This window comes from Pseudomonas sp. GW821-FHT01A09 (genome assembly GCF_058986725.1).
This window is the reverse complement of record NZ_JBYSWB010000001.1, coordinates 496,562-513,061: the sequence shown is the minus strand read 5'-3', so window position 1 is coordinate 513,061 and position 16,500 is coordinate 496,562. Positions and strand designations below refer to the sequence as shown.

The window sequence follows — 16,500 nt, the reverse complement described above, 5'->3', positions numbered from 1 at the left end:
GCCCTGTTGAAAAACCAGAGCGAATACCAATCCAAAGCACCGATTCTGGCTTGTTGAAAACCATAGAATCTCCCACAGTCCTGCGCGAGCCACTTGCCCTGGCTGTGCAACTTGGAGCAACCTGTCCTAGAGCCGTGCGCCTGTGGGAGATTGGTTGATCAGGCCGGGCCTCTTCGCAAGCAAGCTTTGCTCCCACAGTCCTGCGGGAGCCCCTTGTCCTAGAGCCGTGCGCCTGTGGGAGCAGGGCTTGCCCGCGAAGGGGCCGGTCCTGCCGCCGCAAGATTCGCGTCCGGCTGCCAACCGCCACCCAGCGCCTTGTAGATCGCCACGATGCCGTGATACAGCTCGATCTCGCCCTGGGCTTGGGCGTCTTCGGCACTCAAACGCTCACGTTCGGCATCCAGCAGCACCAGATAATCCACCCCACCTTCACGGTACTGGATCGAGGCCAAGTCCGCCGCAGCGCGGCTCGACTCGCTCTGACGCATCAGCGAGACCAGCCGCTGCTGGCGCTTGCCGTAGTCGCTGAAAGCGTTTTCCGATTCTTCCAGAGCCAACAACACCTGCTGCTCGTAGGTCGCCAGGGCGCCCTCGGCATTGGCGTTGGCGCCGCGGATCCGGGCACGGACACTGCCCAGGTCGAAAGCCGCCCAAGTGATGCTCGGGCCCAGGCTCCAGGCGTTGGCGGCACTGGCGCCGATCTGCGAGCCGCGCGCTGCGGTAAAACCGAGGAAGCCGCTGAGGCTCACCCGCGGAAACAGGTCAGCCGTGGCCACGCCGATATTGGCCGTGGCGGCGGCCAGCTTGCACTCAGCGCTGCGCACATCAGGGCGCCGGCGCAACAATTCGCCCGGATCGCCGATCGGCAAGGCCTTGGCGATGGCTGGCAGTTGCTTGGGGCTCAGGTCCACACTCAAGTGATCCGGACGCTCGCCCAGCAAGGTCGCAATGCGGTTGCGTGCCCGCGCCTGATCGGCTTGCAGTTGCGGAATGGTCGCTTCCACACCCGCCAGGCGTGCATCGGCACGTACCACGTCGAGCTGATTGCCGACGCCGGCATCGCGCAGGCTGACAGTGATCGCGCGGGAATCCTGCTGGTTCTTGAGGTTCTCGTTGGCGATATGTTCGCGCAACTGAGCCCCGCGCAGGTTGCCATAGGCGTCCACCAGTTCGGCGATCATGGCCACTTGCAACTGCTGCAGGTCGGCCAGGGCCCCGTCTTCTTGGGCGTTGCTGGCCTCCAGCTGGCGCTGGATGCGGCCGAACAGATCGATCTCCCAGGCCATGTCCAGGCCCAGGTCATAGCGTTCGATCTTGACCCGGTCGGTGGTCTGCCCGGGCACCTGGGCCTTGCTCTGCTCGCTGCTGGCGCGGCTGGTCACCACCGGCAGATTGTCGTTGGCGATGTCATCGCGGATCGCCCGCGCGGCCTTCAGGCGGGCGAAGGCGACGCGCAAGTCGCGGTTGCCTTGCAGCGACCGGGTGACCAGCGCGTTGAGGGTCGGATCATCGAACTGCTGCCACCAGATGCTTTCGAAGCGCGAGTGGTCATAGTGGCTCGCGTCGTTGGCAGCGACGACATTCGCCGCCGCCGTGTCCGGGGTCTTGTAGTCAGGGCCCACGGCGCAGGCAGCCAGTGCCAGGACCAGCAGGCTCGGGGCAAACAGTTTCAGGCGGTTGATCGTCACGTTGCGCACTCGCGGCGGTTGATGTTCAAGGGCACTCATCAGTGGTTCTCCAAAGGCCGTGCGCGCATTTGTTCCGCTCGGGCGGCCTTGCGGGCCTGGGCACGTTCGACGTAACGGCGGATCAGCACAAAGAACACCGGCGTCAGCAACAGGCCGAAGAAGGTCACCCCGAGCATCCCGGAGAACACCGCCACGCCCATGGCATGACGCATCTCGGCACCGGCGCCGGTAGAAGTGACCAGCGGCACCACGCCCATGATGAAAGCGAACGAGGTCATCAGAATCGGCCGCAGACGCATCCGGCAGGCTTCCAGTACCGCAGCCAGCGGATCGAGGCCCTCCTGCTGCTTGTCCTTGGCGAACTCGACGATCAGGATCGCGTTCTTGCACGCCAGCCCCACCAGCACGATCAGGCCGATCTGGGTGAAGATGTTGTTGTCGCTACCCGACAGGATCACCCCGGTAATGGCCGACAGCAGGGTCATCGGCACGATCAGGATCACTGCCAGCGGCAGGCTCCAGCTCTCGTATTGCGCCGCCAGCACGAGGAACGCCAGCAGGACGCACAGTGGGAACACCAGCAACGCGGTGTTGCCCGAGAGGATCTGCTGATAGGTGATCTCGGTCCATTCGTAGGTCATGCCGTTGGGCAATTCCTGCTTGAGCAGTTTTTCCATCGCGGCCTGGGCCTGGCCGGAGCTGTAGCCCGGTGCGGCGGCGCCGTTGATCTCGGCGGTGACGAAGCCGTTGTAGTGCATGACCCGATCCGGCCCCGCGGCGCTGTCGACCTTGATGAAGGTGGCCAGCGGGACCATCTCGCCGACGTTGTTGCGCACCTTCAACTGACCGATCTGCTCAGGCTCGAGACGGAACTGCTGCTCGGCCTGGACGTTGACCTGATAGGTGCGGCCAAAGCGGTTGAAGTCGTTGGCATACAGCGAACCCAGGTACACCTGCAGGGTGTCGAAGATGTCGCTGATGGCTACGCCGTGGGTCTTGGCTTTTTCGCGGTCGATGTTGGCGTCCACTTGCGGCACGTTGACCGTGTAGCTGGTGAACAAGCCTGCCAGTTCCGGCACGCTGCGGCTCTTGGCGATGATGTTCTGGGTTTCCTTGAACAGCTCGTCATAGCCCAGATTGCCGCGGTCCTCGATCTGCAGGCGGAAGCCGCCAATGGTACCCAGGCCCATCACCGGCGGCGGCGGGAAGATCGCCATGTAGGCGTCCTGGATCGAGGCGAACTTGCCGTTCAGGGCGCCAGCGATGGCGCCTGCCGACAGGCTCGGGTCCTTGCGCTCATCGAACGGCTTGAGGGTGACGAACACGATGCCGTTGTTAGGGCTGTTGGTGAAACCGTTGATCGACAGCCCCGGAAAGGCGATCGCCGACTGCACGCCCGGTTGCTTGAGGGCGATATCCGACATGCGCTTGATCACATCTTCGGTACGGTCCAGGCTCGCGGCGTCCGGCAGTTGCGCGAAGGCCACCAGGTATTGCTTGTCCTGGGCGGGCACGAAACCGGTCGGCGTACTGGCGAAGCCCAGGTAGGTCAGCCCCATCAGGCCGGCATACACGAACAGCGCAATGCCGCTGCCGCGGATGACCCGACGAACCGCGCCGACATAACCGTGGCTGGCTTTTTCGAACACCCGGTTGAAGGGGCGGAAGAACCAGCCCAGCGTCTTGTCGAGAAAGCGCGAGAAGCGGTCTTTCGGGGCGTCGTGGGCCCTCAGCAGCACCGCCGAGAGTGCCGGCGACAGGGTCAGCGAGTTGAACGCCGAGATCACCGTCGAAATAGCGATGGTCAGGGCGAATTGCTTGTAGAACTGGCCCGTGAGCCCGGAAATGAACGCCGCCGGCACGAACACGGCGCACAGTACCAGCGCAGTGGCGATGATCGGCCCGGTCACTTCCGCCATGGCCTTGCGTGTCGCCGCCACCGGTTCGAGTCCGAGTTCGATGTTGCGCTCGACGTTCTCCACCACCACGATGGCGTCGTCCACCACGATGCCGATGGCCAGCACCAGCCCGAACAGCGACAGCGCGTTCAACGAGAAGCCGAACAGGTGCATCACCGCGAAGGTACCGATCAGCGATACCGGTACCGCCACCAGCGGGATGATCGAGGCGCGCCAGGTCTGCAGAAACACGATGACCACGATGACCACCAGGATCAACGCTTCGAACAGCGTATGCACCACGGCCTCGATCGAACCGCGGACGAAAATGGTCGGGTCGTAGGCGATGGCGTAGTCCATGCCTTCAGGGAAGTTCTTTTTCAACTCCGCCATCTTCGCCCGCACATCGTTGGAAATCTGGATGGCGTTGGAGCCCGGACGCTGGAAGATCGGAATGGCCACCGCCGGCTGGTTGTCCAGCAACGAGCGCAGGGCGTACTGGCTGGAGCCGAGCTCCACGCGAGCGACGTCGCGCAGACGGGTGATCTCGCCATTGGCGCCAGCGCGCACCACGATATTCTCGAATTCTTCTTCGTTGACCAGCCGCCCTTGGGTGTTGATCGACATCTGGAAGCTGGTGGCATTGGGGGCGGGCGGCGAACCCAGTTGCCCGGCGGCGACCTGACGGTTCTGCTCGCGAATCGCGTTGACGATATCGGTGGCGGTCAGGTTGCGCGAGGCGACCTTGTCGGGATCGAGCCAGACCCGCAGCGAATAGTCACCCATGCCGAACAGCTGCACATCGCCGATGCCGTTGAGCGCGGCGAGTTCATCCTTGATGTTGAGCGTGGCGTAGTTGGACAGGTACAGCATGTCGTAGCGTTTGTCGGGCGAGGTCAGGTGCACCACCATGGTCAGGTCCGGAGAGGCCTTGTCGACGGTGATGCCGATGCGGGTGACTTCTTCCGGCAGCTTGGGCTCGGTGCGGGTCACGCGGTTCTGCACTTGCACCTGGGCGTTGTCCAGATCGGTGCCCAGGGCAAAGGTGATGGTCAGCGTCAGCTTGCCGTCGGCGGTCGATTGCGAAGACATGTACAGCATGTGCTCAACACCGGTAATGGCCTGCTCCAGCGGCGCGGCCACGGTTTCACCGATGACCTTGGGGTTGGCGCCGGGGAAGTTGGCGCGCACCACCACGGTCGGCGGCACCACTTCCGGGTATTCGCTGATGGGCAGCTGGAACAGCGCGATGCCGCCGGCGATGAGGATCACCAGCGACAGCACGGCGGCGAAGATCGGCCGCTTGATGAAGAATTGCGAGAAGTTCATCGGGATGCTTCCTTAACCGCGTGGCGAAGTAACAGCCGCCAGGCGGGGCGCCGGCGAATCGTTGTTGACGGTGTTGCGGGCTTCGAGGGCCTGTTGCTGCCGGGCGAGGGCGGCGAGGGTGGCGTCACTGGCCATGGGCACGTCCTGCGGCGTTACGGTGGAACCGGGGCGCACCCGCTGCAGACCGTTGACGACGATGCTGTCACCCTTGACCAGACCTTTGCGCACGATGCGCAGGCCTTCGAGCTTGGGCCCTAGCTCGACGGTGCGATAGGTCGCCTTGTTGTCCTTGTCCATCACCAGCACGAATTTCTTGCCCAGGTCGGTGCCGACGGCTTCGTCCTTGATCAGCACGGCGGCGTAGGTCTTGCTGCCCACCAGTTTCAGACGTGCATAAAGGCCCGGGGTGTAGCTGCCGTCGCTGTTGTCGAACACCGCGCGGCCGCGGATGGTGCCGGTGCGCGGGTTGACCTGGTTGTCGACGAAGTCCATCTGGCCCAGGTGTGGGTTGCCGTCTTCGTTGGACAGGCCCAGGTACACCGGGCTGGTCTGGCTGCGCTGGCCGGCGCGCGACAGCTGGTTGTACTTGAGGAACACACGCTCGTCGGCATCGAAATAGGCATAGACCTTGTCGGTGGAGACCACGGTGGTCAGCGGCGTCTGGTCGGCGGTGACGATGTTGCCGGCAGTGATGTCGGCGCGGCTGACGCGGCCGCTGATGGGCGCGGTGACGCGGGTGAAGCTGAGGTTCAGGCGCGCCAGATCCAGTTGCGCTTGGATGGCGGCAACGCCGGCGCGGGCTTCCTGTGCGGTGGTGGTGCGGGTTTCGGCCAGCTCCGCAGAAATCGCGTTGCTGGCTTTCAGGCGCTCGCCGCGCTGCGCTTCGTTCTCGGTCCGGGCAGCAGTGGCGCGGGCTTGGCTGACCTGGGCGTCGAGGCGGTTGACCTCGGCCTGGAATGGCCGCGGATCGATCTGGAACAACAGGTCGCCTTTCTTTACCAATGCGCCTTCGGTAAAGGCCACCTTGTCGATCTGACCGGATACCCGTGGCCGCACTTCAACGGTTTCCGGGGCTTCGAGGCGGCCGGTGAATTCGTCCCACTCGTTGATCGGCTGTTCCAGCACCTTGGCGACGCTGACGGGCGGTGCAGCAGGGGCCTGGGCAACCTCCGGCGCGCGACCGCAAGCAGTCATGACCACCAGGGCGATGGCCGCGAGAGGAAAACGCAAATGATTGAGAGACTGTTCCATGTGAGCTGCCCACCGATAAATTGAGAGTGGGCGGATCATGGCTTCGATCATGACCATCGACGAATCGAATGGTTCGAAGATGAATATCACTGTGAATGATAAAGATCGAAAAATTCGACGTAAAAAAAGCTAATTAGAAAGCATGCTATCAATTAGGCTGATAACGATGTCCCGGTAAGGCGCTCGGGTATTCGCTGAAAAGCTGCATTCATAAAAATACTGGAGATGGCCCAGTCGAGCGATTATCGTGCATGCACCAGTACACAACAATCAAGGGAGCCTGGGGCCGTGACTGTCGGTCGCCAGCGCCAAGGGGAGCCCGCTTGCTGGAAGTTCTTGGTATCACCGCACCCATTTTCTGCATCATCGGCATGGGTTACCTGGCCGCCCGTTTCTCCCTGTTGAGCCGCGAACAAATGCGCGGCCTCGGCACTTTCGTCATTACGTTCGCCATGCCGGCGCTGGTCCTGCGTGCTCTGGCGCTGCGGCCGATCGCCGAAGTCCTCAACCCGCATTACCTGATTGCCTATGTGCTGGCCTCGCTGGGGTGTCTGGCGGTAGGCCTTACGGTGTTTCGCAAGGTCCATGGGCACAACCTGAGCAACAGCGCCATCGCCGCGATGGGGATGGGCACTTCCAACAGCGGTTTCATCGGCTACCCCATCGCCTTGATGGCGGTCGGGCCGCAGGCCGGGGTGGCGCTGGCGTTGGGCATGATGGTGGAGAACATGGTGATGATTCCCTTGGCCCTGGCGCTCGCCGAGGCCGGCCACCAGGGCGGTGGCTCGACGCTGACGGTAGTGCGCGAAACCTTCAAGCGCCTGTCCCGCAACCCGCTGATCCTGGCGATCATCACCGGTTGCCTGCTGTCGCTCGCCGAGGTCAAGCTGCCGGTGGTACCGCTGAAACTGATCGAAATGCTGTCGATGGCCTCGGCGCCCGTCGCCTTGTTCGTCATTGGCGGCGTGCTGTATGGCACCAAGGTGCGCGGGCAATTGGGGGAGATTCTGCAGATTGGTGGGGGCAAGCTGATCCTGCATCCGTTGCTGCTCGGCCTCGGATTCCTGGTGCTGGCGGATGTCGAGCCAGCGATGATGACCGCCGGCCTGATCATGGCCAGTGCGCCGATGATGAGCGTGTATCCGATCCTCGGCCAGCGCTTCGGCCTGGAAGGCCGCTGCGCGGCGGCGCTGGTGATCACCACTCTGGCGTCTTTCATTACCATCAGCCTGTTGCTGATCTTCATCAAGCACTAGGGCAGCGGCTGACGCTCGGCTAGCTGCGCGACGAAGTCCGCCCCCGGCATGGGCTTGGCGTAGAGGTAACCCTGTAGGTAATCGACCTTCTGCGCCGTCAGGTACGCGCCTTGTTCCGGCGTTTCCACGCCTTCGGCGACGATCTGCAGCTCCAGCTTGTGGCACAGGTCGATGACGTTATCGAGTATGTGCCGCGACAGCGCCTCGACGCCGATCATGGCAACGAAACTCTGGTCGATCTTCAAGCAGTCGATCTTGAACGCCTGCAGATAGGAATGGCTGGAGTGGCCGGTGCCGAAGTCGTCCAAGGCAATCATTACGCCGATCTCGTGCAGTTGCGCGAACAGGCGTTGGGTCATGTCGCTGGGCTTGATCAGCTCGCGCTCGGTCAGTTCCAGCACCAGCTTGATGCTTCCTGCGGGGAACGCGGCGAGGAATTCGCGGCAGTCGTCGAGCAGGGCCAGATCCTGACAGTGGGCGGCGCTGATGTTGAACGCCAGGTGAAACCGTTCGCTCAAGCGATCGGCTTGCGGGCCGAGCAGCGCTGCGGTCTGGCGCATCAACGAGCGGGTCATGGGGACGATTTCACCGCAGTCTTCGGCCAGCGGAATGAACAGGTCGGGGCGCACCAGACCTTCGCGCGGGTGCTGCCAGCGCATCAGGATCTCGGCGCCGGCCCATTGCTTGTCGGTGCTGCGCACCACCGGCTGGAAGTAGGGCACGAACTCCGTAGCCAGCAAGGCCCGACGCAGCTCGGCCGGCGGAGAATGGGCGCGCTTGAGCAGCCAGCGACAGATCAGCCCGGCCAACACGCCGAGGAACAGCAACAGGGCCAGCAACGCCGGGTAGCGGCTGGCCATCAACTGCCAGGCGGAGCCGGCAGCGAAGCCGGTGTGCACGCTGATGGGGTAGCGCGCCGATTGCACAGTGACAGGGGCCATGTCGAACGCCGGGATGGCTTGATCCTGCACCTGGCCGTCGGCCGAGAGCCAGTCCGGGCCAACCTGCAGGATCAGATCATTGTTGCGGCCCAAGGTGTTGAGGGTGTTGATCAGGTGGGTGCCGTCCAGGGCGGCGATGGCGCTCTGGTCGGGGTGCTGCGGATCATCGCGATGGGCGCGGTAGAGCAGTACCGCGCGCCCTGGAGTCACGCTATTGCCGTTGATCAACGACAGCCGACCGTCGACATAATCCGCAGCGTTCAAGCGCTCGCTGAAGTCGCCGAACAGCGAACTGCAATACAGCCGGCCCTGATCGGCAATGATGGTGGACCGCACGTACGGGCGCCGGGCAACCTGATCGCGCAAGGCCAGTTGCGCATTCGCGCAAGACGTACCGGCCAGCGGCAGCAGTTCGTCGGCGGCGCCGGAAACGTTATCGAGGATGCGCTCGATTTGCTCGACGGTTTCACTCGCGGTCAGCTCGCCATCGCCGACCAGCGCTCGTTCGGCCTGCCAATAGGTGATCACCAGCCCCAAGAGCACGGGCACGGCGCCCACCAGCCAGGGCAGCAGGGCATTGGGGCGTGCGGACTTGAGGTTCAGGGGCATAGGCAGACACCGGCGGCGCGACAGGGCAGGGCCAGGGACGTCTGCCCTGCATAGGCTCGGTCCCGGTCGATGGCCCCGGTTAGACAGCTCGATGCATGATAGCCACAAATGGCGGGCGTGGTGACTCGCAAGACTGCGAGCTAGCCTTTCGTATGATTATGTGCGGGGGTTCGATCAGATAAAGCGCCGTTGGCCGGCGCTTCAATTCGGCATTCAGCGCTGCTGGCGTGGCCGACTAGACAGCCAATGACACACACCGGCGGTAATGACACCCAATAACAACAGCGAACCCAACATGGACAATGCCTGCGCCTTGAACGCCTGCGTGGCCTTGTCCGAGCCGTAGCCACTGTGGACGTTGAATCCGTACCGGGTAGATACCTGCACCGCGTGATAGTCGGCATGATCGTCGTAGTCGTAGGCGGATATACGCCCCGTATTATCGAGGAACAGCCCGTTCTGCTCGAGCAGGACTATGGCGCCGTAGCTTGCGTAAGCGAGGTTCTCGCCCAGTACCTGCCCATCGACCACCGCGTTGACACTGTCTTCACCTTCGAAGCGACGAAATATCAGAGAAGGCCGATCCGGTGTCACCGTACTGCCCGTCCGCAAGACCAACTTGCTGGTCAAAAGCGTATCCGGGATCGGCGTGCCAGAGAATTCGCCAAGTTCGCTGCTGCAAAGCAGCCGATCGCTGCCGCCCATGGCTATGGACCTTACTTCGGGGTAGCCGACGACCATTCGACGCATGGGTTCGAGGATGGTGCTGCATTCTTGCCCGGCAAGTTCACTGGCCCGTGCGGCCAGATCATCGGCTCGTTCCAGAGTGCGGTCGAGGTGATTGATGGCCCGCTGGCCGGCCGCGAGGCTGTCGCGCATCAACGAACGATCGACCTGCCAGTAGAGAATGAGCAGGCCACTGACGACCGGGATCAGCCCGACTAGGGCGGACAGCAACAGCGGTTTGAGTCTCAAGGCGGGGGCGGGTCTGGGTGGCGCGGTACGATGCTGGGTCATGTAGGCAATCCCTTGCTGATGAATGACGGCTGCCCGCGTGGGCAGCGCGAAGGTTTCAGGCTAAGGAATCGAATCGGTGAATAGCATTGTGCGGGAGGACGGTGAGCGTGAGTTTATTCACCCGCGCAGGTAGGAAAAATATGGTTGCAAGCCCGTTGTCGGCAAGCAAGCCCCATTCACCGGCGGATTGATGGCGTGGCAACGGGGTCCATGCTGGCCTAGTCTTCTGGCGTTGGTGGAGATGGCGCCATTGATATGCCTGACGCGGCGTTCGGCCAGACTGAACGCCGGGTTATACATTTAAAGATTCACAACATGCCGGGCCCTCGTCACTCTGCCACGAGGGCAACGCTTCAAGACGTACGCTTTTCAACAAAAACAATAGCCGAAAGGGCAAAGCCATGTTCAAGCGCAAAGCAATGACTGCGGGTCTGTTCGCCTTCTCTTTATGCTCCGTCACCCTGGGGTGCCTCGCCAGCCTGGGTGCGCAGGCTGCTGAAAAGCCTGCCAGCTTGCCGATCGGCATCACTACCTTCATGTCTGGTCCGGCCTCGGTGTTCGGCATGCCGGCCAAGGAGGCCGCGCAAATCTACCTCGACGAACTCAATGCCGCTGGCGGTATCGATGGCGTCAAGGTCGATCCGATCTACATCGACGAAGGCGTCGGGGGCGACCGGCTATTGTCAGAGTATCGCCGGGTGGTCCAGGAGCAGGGCGCCCAGGTCATGCTGGCGTCGATCTCCAGTGGCAACTGCAACACCCTCGCGCCCGTCGCCGAAGACCTCAAGGTGGTCAACATCCTGTGGGACTGCGGCACCGAAAAGGCCATCGAAGGCCATCAGTATCAATACATCGTGCGCAGCCAGGCCAACGCCGTGACCGAGATGGTCGCCAGCGTCCTGTATCTGCTGAAGATGAAGCCCGACTTCAAGACCATCGCCGTGGTCAACCAGGACTACGCCTGGGGCCGCGATTCCTGGGACATCTTCCAGACCACCCTCAAGGCCCTCAAACCCGATGTGCAAGTGGTCGCCGAGCTGTTTCCCAAATTCGGCGCGTCGGACTTTTCCGCTGAAGTCAGCCGCCTGCAGGTGCTGCGTCCCGATGTGGTGCTGAGCACCTCTTGGGGCGGTGACCTCGACACCTTCGTACGCCAGGCCAGCCAGCGCGGCCTGCTGAAGAACTCGCAGTTCTTCCTGGCTCTCGGTGAGTCGTCCCTGGAGCGCCTGGGCAGCAGCCTGCCCGATGGCGTGCTGATCGGTGCCCGCGGCGATCACTATTTCCTGGAGCCGCGCTACGTCAACGATCCCAAGTTCAAGGCCTTCGTCGAGAAGTACCGGGCCAAGACCGGTGTGTACCCGATCTACTCCGTGTACCACATGGTGCAGGCGCTCGACGCCATGACCGCCGCCTTCAGGAAAGCCATCGCCGCCAACAACGGCCAGTGGCCTGACGAGGCGCAACTGGCCAAGTCGTTCCGTGGCCTGGAGTTCCGCGGTCTGACCAGCCCGGTCAGCATTCGCCCGGAAGATGGCCAGGGCCTCGAGGACCAACTGTTCGGCGTGACCACCAGCAGCCCGGACTACAAGTTCAAGATCCTCAAGGACATCATGATCGTGCCAGCCGCGCTGGTGACCACGCCCGCAGGCCAATCGACTCCGACCTGGTTGAAAACCCTCACTCCGGCAATGCTCGACAAGGTCAGCCTGCTGGATAAGCAGCCATGAGTCGCGACATCTTCATGCTGGCGATGCTCGATGGGGTGTCGTACGCGGGGCTGTTGTTTCTGGTGGCATTGGGGCTGACCTTCATCTTCGGCGTGGTGCGCATCCTCAACGTCGCCCACGGCAGCCTGTACGCCTGCGGCGGCTATGCGGCGGCGTCCCTGGGCGTATGGCTGGGGCAGGGCGGTGATTCGCTGGCCGCCTCGCTGACCGCGCTGATCGGCGGCGCGCTGCTGGTCGGGGTCGTTCTCGGCACGGTGCTGATGCTGCTGTTGCGGCGCTTCCAGGACCGTGACCCGATCCTGCAACTGCTGGTCACCTTCGGCGCGTTCATGATCTTCGAAGACCTGCAGCGCATGATCTGGGGCACTCAGCCGTATTTCGTTGCCGACGTGGTCAACCAGATGGGCACCTCGCAGTTGCTGGGCGTGGTGTACATGAACTACCAACTGATGTTCGTGCCGGGCGCGGCGATCGCCGTGTACCTGCTGTTGCAGTGGTTCCTGCGCCGCACCTTGATGGGCCGGCAGATCGTCGCGGTGACCCATGACCGGGAGGTGGCGACGGCCATGGGCATCAACGCCAGGCGCATCGCCTACCTCACCTTCGTGGTCGGCGCCATGCTCGGCTCGCTGGGCGGGGCGCTGGCGTCGCCTACTACCTCGCTGGTCCCCGGGATCGGCGCCGACATGATCGTGCTGTCGTTCGCAGTGGTCGCCAGCGCCGGGCTGGGGCAGATCTCCGGCGCGCTCATCGTCGCCTTGATGATCGGCCTGTCGCGGTCCTTCTGCGTGTACCTGATGCCTGAACTGGAAGTAGTGATGCCCTACGTGATCATGGTGCTGGTGCTGCTGATCCGGCCGCAGGGGCTGTTCACCGTGGTCCAGGCGAGGAGAATCTGATGCGAACCACTCTCTATGGGGCCATTGCCCTGAGCGTCCTGGTGCTGGGCCTCGCCGCCGCCTTCCCGTGGCTCAAGCTGCCGCTGATTCTGGCGCTGTGCTACGGCCTGGCTGCGCTGGGCATCGTCGTGCTGCTGCGGGCCGGGCAGATCTCTTTCGGCCACGCCATGTACGCCTGCATCTCGGGCTACACGGTGGCGTACCTGAGCGTGCGCTATCCCGGCCTCGACGGCTCGCTGCTGATCGTCCTGGGCACCTTGGCCAGTCTGGTGGCCGGCATGCTCATCGGTGCCTTCGTGGTGCGCTACCGGGAGATCTTCTTCGGCATGCTCAACCTGGCGTTGTCGATGGTGCTGTTCACCTTGCTCGGCAAGTTCTACGCCTACACCGGCGGCACCGATGGGTTGCGGGTGGCCAGGCCGACCCTGCTGGGCTTCGACCTGGCCCGCAACGGCTTCGAAACCGCCTTGCTGGTGCTGGTGTTGGTCTGCGCGTTGCTGGTGATCTGGGCTGTGCAACGCTATTTCCGCTCCAGTGCCGGTGAGGCGTTGATGGCGATGAAAAGCAACGAGATGCGCCTGGAATACCTGGGCATCAGTGCCAAGAAGCTGCTCTGGCAGGGCTATGTGTTGTCGGCCGGCCTGTGCGGTCTGTCAGGCTCGCTGTTCGGCCTTTCGCAGGGACTGGTAACCCCGGAAATGGGCTACTGGCTGCGCTCCGGCGAATTCGTGTTCATTGCCATCCTCGGCGGCTCTGGCCATGCCTTGGGGGCCTTCGTCGGCGCCTTGCTCTACGAATTCCTGAAAATGTACGCGGCGGTGCTGGTCAGCGGTGCCTGGCAATTGTTGCTGGGCGCGACCTTGATCGTGATCATCTACTTTTTGCCCACCGGGCTCAGTGGCCTGTTGCGCAAACGCCGCGCGGCACTGCGCGAAACCCTGGAGGGCGAGTCATGAGCACGCTCCTGCAGACCCGCGGCCTGACGTTGGCGTTCGGCGGCCTGGTGGTCGCCAACGGCATCGACTTCAGCCTCGAAGAAGGCGAGCGCCTGGCGGTGATCGGCCAGAACGGCGCTGGCAAGACCACCTTCATCAACATCTGCACTGGCTTGATTCGCCCCACCGCCGGCCAGGTGAGCTTCGCCGGTAACGATATCACCCACCAGTCGCCGCGGCGCATCGTGCGTCAGGGCATGGCGCGCTCGTTCCAGTTGCCCCAGCTGTTTCTCGAACACAGCGTGCGCCAGTGCCTGCAGCTGGCCGGCATGGCGCGCCAGTCGCGTCTGCCGTTCTGGCGGCCATTGGCACGCAGCGCCGACGCTGCCGCGGTGGATCGCGTGCTCGAACTGGTGAGCCTGCGCGAGCGTGAGCACGAGCCGGTCAGCAACTTGCCCGAGGGCCAGCGCAAGCTGCTCGACGTGGCCATGTCACTGATGCTGCAACCCCGGCTGCTGATCATGGACGAGCCCACCAGCGGCGTGTCCAGCGAAGAAAAGCACGGGGTCATGGAGATCCTCATGCGCGCGCTGGACGAGCAGCGGGTCACGGCGATCTTCGTCGAGCACGATGTCGACATCGTGCGCCGCTACGCGACCCGCGTGGCGGCCTGGATCAGCGGCGGCATCGCCGCCGATGGCAAGCCTGAAGTGGTACTCGCCGACCCTGACGTGCAACGCCAGGTGCTGGGCATCTGAGGAGTTGAGCATGCTGCATTTCGACAATATCAGCGCCGACATCGTCAAGGTCCCGGTGCTGCGCAACATCCAGGCCGAATTGGCGCCAGGCAGCATCATCGCCGTGGTGGGCCGCAACGGCGCCGGCAAGACCACCTTGCTGCGGGCGATCATGGGCTTCGTCAAGCTGCGCACCGGGCGAATTCTGTTCGAAGGCACCGACCTGGCCGGCGTGCCGGCGCACAACCGCACGCGCCTGGGGATCGGCTATGCGCCGCAGGAGCGGGTGATGTTCCCCAGCCTGACGGTCGAGGAAAACCTGCGTCTGCCGTGCCAGGTCAGCGGCTTCACCAAGGCCGCGGTAGACGAGCGTCTGGCCATGACGCTGGAAGTGGTCCCGCAGCTCAAGGACCTGCTCGGGCGCTCCGGCGCGGCCTTGTCCGGCGGGCAGGGCAAGATGGCCGCGCTGGGGCGGGCGCTGATGATCGGTACCCACCTGGTGCTGCTCGACGAGCCGTTCCAGGGCCTGGCCCCGGCCTTGGCCAACCAGTACAGCGATGCCCTCAAGCACCTGCAGCAGACCCAGCCGCAGCTGTGCATTCTGGTCACCGAATCGAACGGCAGCCTGCTCAAGGACGTGCCCGATCGCACCCTGCATATCGAACGCGGCGCGCTGCTGCCCGAGCAGCCCAAGGCGCCGTCGCAACCCGATCAACCGTTTTTCCCCTTGAACCTGGAGGCTTACTCATGAGCAAGCTGTTTATCGGCGGTCAGTGGCACGCGGCATCCAGTCACGACAGCATCCCGGTGTTCGCACCGGCCACGGGCGAACAATACGCAACCATCGGCCGCGGTCAGGCCGAAGACATCGACCTCGCCGTCAAGGCCGCCCGCGCCGCGCTGGCGGGCGAGTGGGGCAGGCTGAGCGCCACCGAGCGTGGCCGCACCCTGACCCGCATCGGCGTGAAGATCCTCGAACACACCGATGAGCTGGCCGCGATCGAAGCCAAGGACACCGGCAAGCCACTGGCCCTGGCGCGCAAGGACATCGAAGCCCTGGCGCGGTACTTCGAGTTCTACGGTGGCGCCGCCGACAAGGTCCATGGCCAGGTGCTGCCATACCTGCCCGGCTACTCGGTGACCGTGCAACGCGAACCGTTCGGCGTGGTCGGGCACATCATTCCCTGGAACTACCCGGCGCAGATGCTCGGCCGCACGCTTGGGCCGGCGCTGGCGATGGGTAACACCTCAGTGGTCAAGCCCGCCGAGGATGCCTGCCTGACGTCGCTACGGGTCGCTGAATTGGCGGTCGAGGCCGGGCTGCCCGCCGGGGTGCTCAACATCGTCACCGGCTACGGCCGCGAAGCTGGGGCGGCCCTGGCGGAACATCCCGGTATCAACTTGATCACCTTCACCGGCTCGCCCCAGGTGGGCACGGCGATCCAGACCGCAGCGGCGAAGAACTACGTCAAATGCGTGCTGGAGCTGGGCGGCAAGTCGCCGCAAGTGGTGTTCGCCGATGCCGATCTCGACAAGGCGGTGCCGATCATCGTCGGCGCGATCATCCAGAACGCCGGGCAGACCTGTTCGGCGGGCAGTCGCTTACTGATCCAGCGCGAGGTATTCGACGAAGTGGTCGCGCGGGTGGCCGAGCGTTTTGGCCAGATGCGCGTGGGCGCCCCGGACCATTCGCCGGACTGCGGCCCGATCATCACCAAGGCGCAGTTCGGCCGGGTCAAGGAGTTTATCGCCTACTGCAAGGATTCCGGGCTGCCGGTGCTGGCCGAGGGCATCCTCGACGGCGATCTGCCCAGCGCGGGCTACTACGTGCAACCGATGATGTTCGGCCCGGTGCCCCGCGACCATCGTCTGGCTCGCGAAGAGGTCTTTGGCCCGGTGCTGGCGGTGTTGCCCTTCGACGATGAAGATGACGCCGTGGCCCTGGCCAACGGTACCGAATACGGGCTGGTGGCAGCGATCTGGACCGAGAACGGCGCGCGCCAGCAGCGCTTGTCGCGGCGCCTGGAAGGTGGGCAGGTGTTCATCAACTGCTACGGCGCGGGCGGCGGTGTGGAGCTGCCGTTCGGCGGCATCCGCAAGAGTGGTCATGGCCGCGAGAAGGGCTTCATGGCGCTCGAAGAGTTCAGCCTGACCAAGACCGTCGTCAGCCATCACGGTTGATCGCCGTCATTCGAATGCAGCAGAGCAGGAGC

The 16,500-nt window shown here is 63.7% G+C and carries 12 protein-coding genes; 7 read left to right on the top strand and 5 right to left on the bottom strand.

What is annotated here, in order from left to right; all coding sequences use genetic code 11:
• Positions 1-218 precede the first annotated feature (218 nt).
• The 3 genes from AC3WJP_RS02265 to mexE are packed head-to-tail and all read right to left on the bottom strand — an operon-like array spanning position 219 to position 6,166.
• Positions 219-1,727 carry an efflux transporter outer membrane subunit gene (locus AC3WJP_RS02265; protein ID WP_493719596.1) on the bottom strand — a complete coding sequence of 503 codons (1,509 nt, stop codon included), beginning with the start codon at positions 1,725-1,727 and terminating at the stop codon, positions 219-221.
• Positions 1,727-4,915, bottom strand: coding sequence for an efflux RND transporter permease subunit (locus AC3WJP_RS02260; protein ID WP_493719595.1), 3,189 nt, complete (start codon positions 4,913-4,915; stop codon positions 1,727-1,729). The genes AC3WJP_RS02265 and AC3WJP_RS02260 overlap by 1 nt, the downstream gene beginning before the upstream one ends.
• Positions 4,916-4,927: 12 nt before the next feature.
• Positions 4,928-6,166 carry a multidrug efflux RND transporter periplasmic adaptor subunit MexE gene (gene mexE / locus AC3WJP_RS02255; protein ID WP_493719594.1) on the bottom strand — a complete coding sequence of 413 codons (1,239 nt, stop codon included), beginning with the start codon at positions 6,164-6,166 and terminating at the stop codon, positions 4,928-4,930.
• Between the two features lie 323 nt (positions 6,167-6,489).
• Here mexE and AC3WJP_RS02250 point away from each other — a divergent pair, with 323 nt between their 5' ends.
• The gene (locus AC3WJP_RS02250) at positions 6,490-7,422 is read left to right on the top strand and encodes an AEC family transporter (RefSeq protein ID WP_493719593.1); all 933 of its coding nucleotides are present in this window, start codon (positions 6,490-6,492) and stop codon (positions 7,420-7,422) included.
• Here AC3WJP_RS02250 and AC3WJP_RS02245 read toward each other — a convergent pair.
• Positions 7,419-8,972, bottom strand: coding sequence for an EAL domain-containing protein (locus tag AC3WJP_RS02245; protein ID WP_493719592.1), 1,554 nt, complete (start codon positions 8,970-8,972; stop codon positions 7,419-7,421). The genes AC3WJP_RS02250 and AC3WJP_RS02245 overlap by 4 nt on opposite strands.
• Before the next feature lie 213 nt (positions 8,973-9,185).
• Positions 9,186-9,989: a CSS-motif domain-containing protein gene (locus AC3WJP_RS02240; protein WP_493719591.1), complete on the bottom strand. Its 804-nt coding sequence runs from the start codon at positions 9,987-9,989 to the stop codon at positions 9,186-9,188.
• Positions 9,990-10,390: 401 nt separating this feature from the next.
• Between AC3WJP_RS02240 and AC3WJP_RS02235 the strand changes: the two genes are divergently transcribed.
• Genes AC3WJP_RS02235 through AC3WJP_RS02210 form a run of 6 tightly spaced genes read left to right on the top strand, consistent with a single transcriptional unit; the run spans position 10,391 to position 16,468 of the window.
• Positions 10,391-11,716, top strand: a complete 1,326-nt coding sequence (locus AC3WJP_RS02235) for an ABC transporter substrate-binding protein (protein ID WP_493719590.1) — start codon at positions 10,391-10,393, stop codon at positions 11,714-11,716.
• Positions 11,713-12,615 carry a branched-chain amino acid ABC transporter permease gene (locus AC3WJP_RS02230; RefSeq protein WP_493719589.1) on the top strand — a complete coding sequence of 301 codons (903 nt, stop codon included), beginning with the start codon at positions 11,713-11,715 and terminating at the stop codon, positions 12,613-12,615. Before AC3WJP_RS02235 ends, AC3WJP_RS02230 begins: the two co-directional genes overlap by 4 nt.
• Positions 12,615-13,571 (top strand): branched-chain amino acid ABC transporter permease, encoded by a 957-nt coding sequence (locus tag AC3WJP_RS02225; protein WP_493719588.1) that lies wholly within the window; start codon positions 12,615-12,617, stop codon positions 13,569-13,571. The genes AC3WJP_RS02230 and AC3WJP_RS02225 overlap by 1 nt, the downstream gene beginning before the upstream one ends.
• On the top strand, positions 13,568-14,308 hold the full coding sequence (locus AC3WJP_RS02220) for an ABC transporter ATP-binding protein (RefSeq protein ID WP_493719587.1): 741 nt from the start codon (positions 13,568-13,570) through the stop codon (positions 14,306-14,308). The genes AC3WJP_RS02225 and AC3WJP_RS02220 overlap by 4 nt, the downstream gene beginning before the upstream one ends.
• Before the next feature lie 10 nt (positions 14,309-14,318).
• On the top strand, positions 14,319-15,038 hold the full coding sequence (locus tag AC3WJP_RS02215) for an ABC transporter ATP-binding protein (protein WP_493719586.1): 720 nt from the start codon (positions 14,319-14,321) through the stop codon (positions 15,036-15,038).
• Positions 15,035-16,468 (top strand): aldehyde dehydrogenase family protein, encoded by a 1,434-nt coding sequence (locus tag AC3WJP_RS02210; protein ID WP_493719585.1) that lies wholly within the window; start codon positions 15,035-15,037, stop codon positions 16,466-16,468. Before AC3WJP_RS02215 ends, AC3WJP_RS02210 begins: the two co-directional genes overlap by 4 nt.
• The last annotated feature ends 32 nt before the right edge of the window (positions 16,469-16,500 follow it).

Excerpts from the sequence above, each read along its gene's own strand:
- AC3WJP_RS02265 (WP_493719596.1), bottom strand. The coding sequence starts at position 1,727 with ATGAGTGCCCTTGAACATCAACCGCCGCGAGTGCGCAACGTGACGATC.
- AC3WJP_RS02260 (WP_493719595.1), bottom strand. The coding sequence starts at position 4,915 with ATGAACTTCTCGCAATTCTTCATCAAGCGGCCGATCTTCGCCGCCGTG.
- mexE (WP_493719594.1), bottom strand. The coding sequence starts at position 6,166 with ATGGAACAGTCTCTCAATCATTTGCGTTTTCCTCTCGCGGCCATCGCC.
- AC3WJP_RS02245 (WP_493719592.1), bottom strand. The coding sequence starts at position 8,972 with ATGCCCCTGAACCTCAAGTCCGCACGCCCCAATGCCCTGCTGCCCTGG.
- AC3WJP_RS02240 (WP_493719591.1), bottom strand. The coding sequence starts at position 9,989 with ATGACCCAGCATCGTACCGCGCCACCCAGACCCGCCCCCGCCTTGAGA.
- AC3WJP_RS02235 (WP_493719590.1), top strand. The coding sequence starts at position 10,391 with ATGTTCAAGCGCAAAGCAATGACTGCGGGTCTGTTCGCCTTCTCTTTA.
- AC3WJP_RS02230 (WP_493719589.1), top strand. The coding sequence starts at position 11,713 with ATGAGTCGCGACATCTTCATGCTGGCGATGCTCGATGGGGTGTCGTAC.
- AC3WJP_RS02225 (WP_493719588.1), top strand. The coding sequence starts at position 12,615 with ATGCGAACCACTCTCTATGGGGCCATTGCCCTGAGCGTCCTGGTGCTG.
- AC3WJP_RS02220 (WP_493719587.1), top strand. The coding sequence starts at position 13,568 with ATGAGCACGCTCCTGCAGACCCGCGGCCTGACGTTGGCGTTCGGCGGC.
- AC3WJP_RS02215 (WP_493719586.1), top strand. The coding sequence starts at position 14,319 with ATGCTGCATTTCGACAATATCAGCGCCGACATCGTCAAGGTCCCGGTG.
- AC3WJP_RS02210 (WP_493719585.1), top strand. The coding sequence starts at position 15,035 with ATGAGCAAGCTGTTTATCGGCGGTCAGTGGCACGCGGCATCCAGTCAC.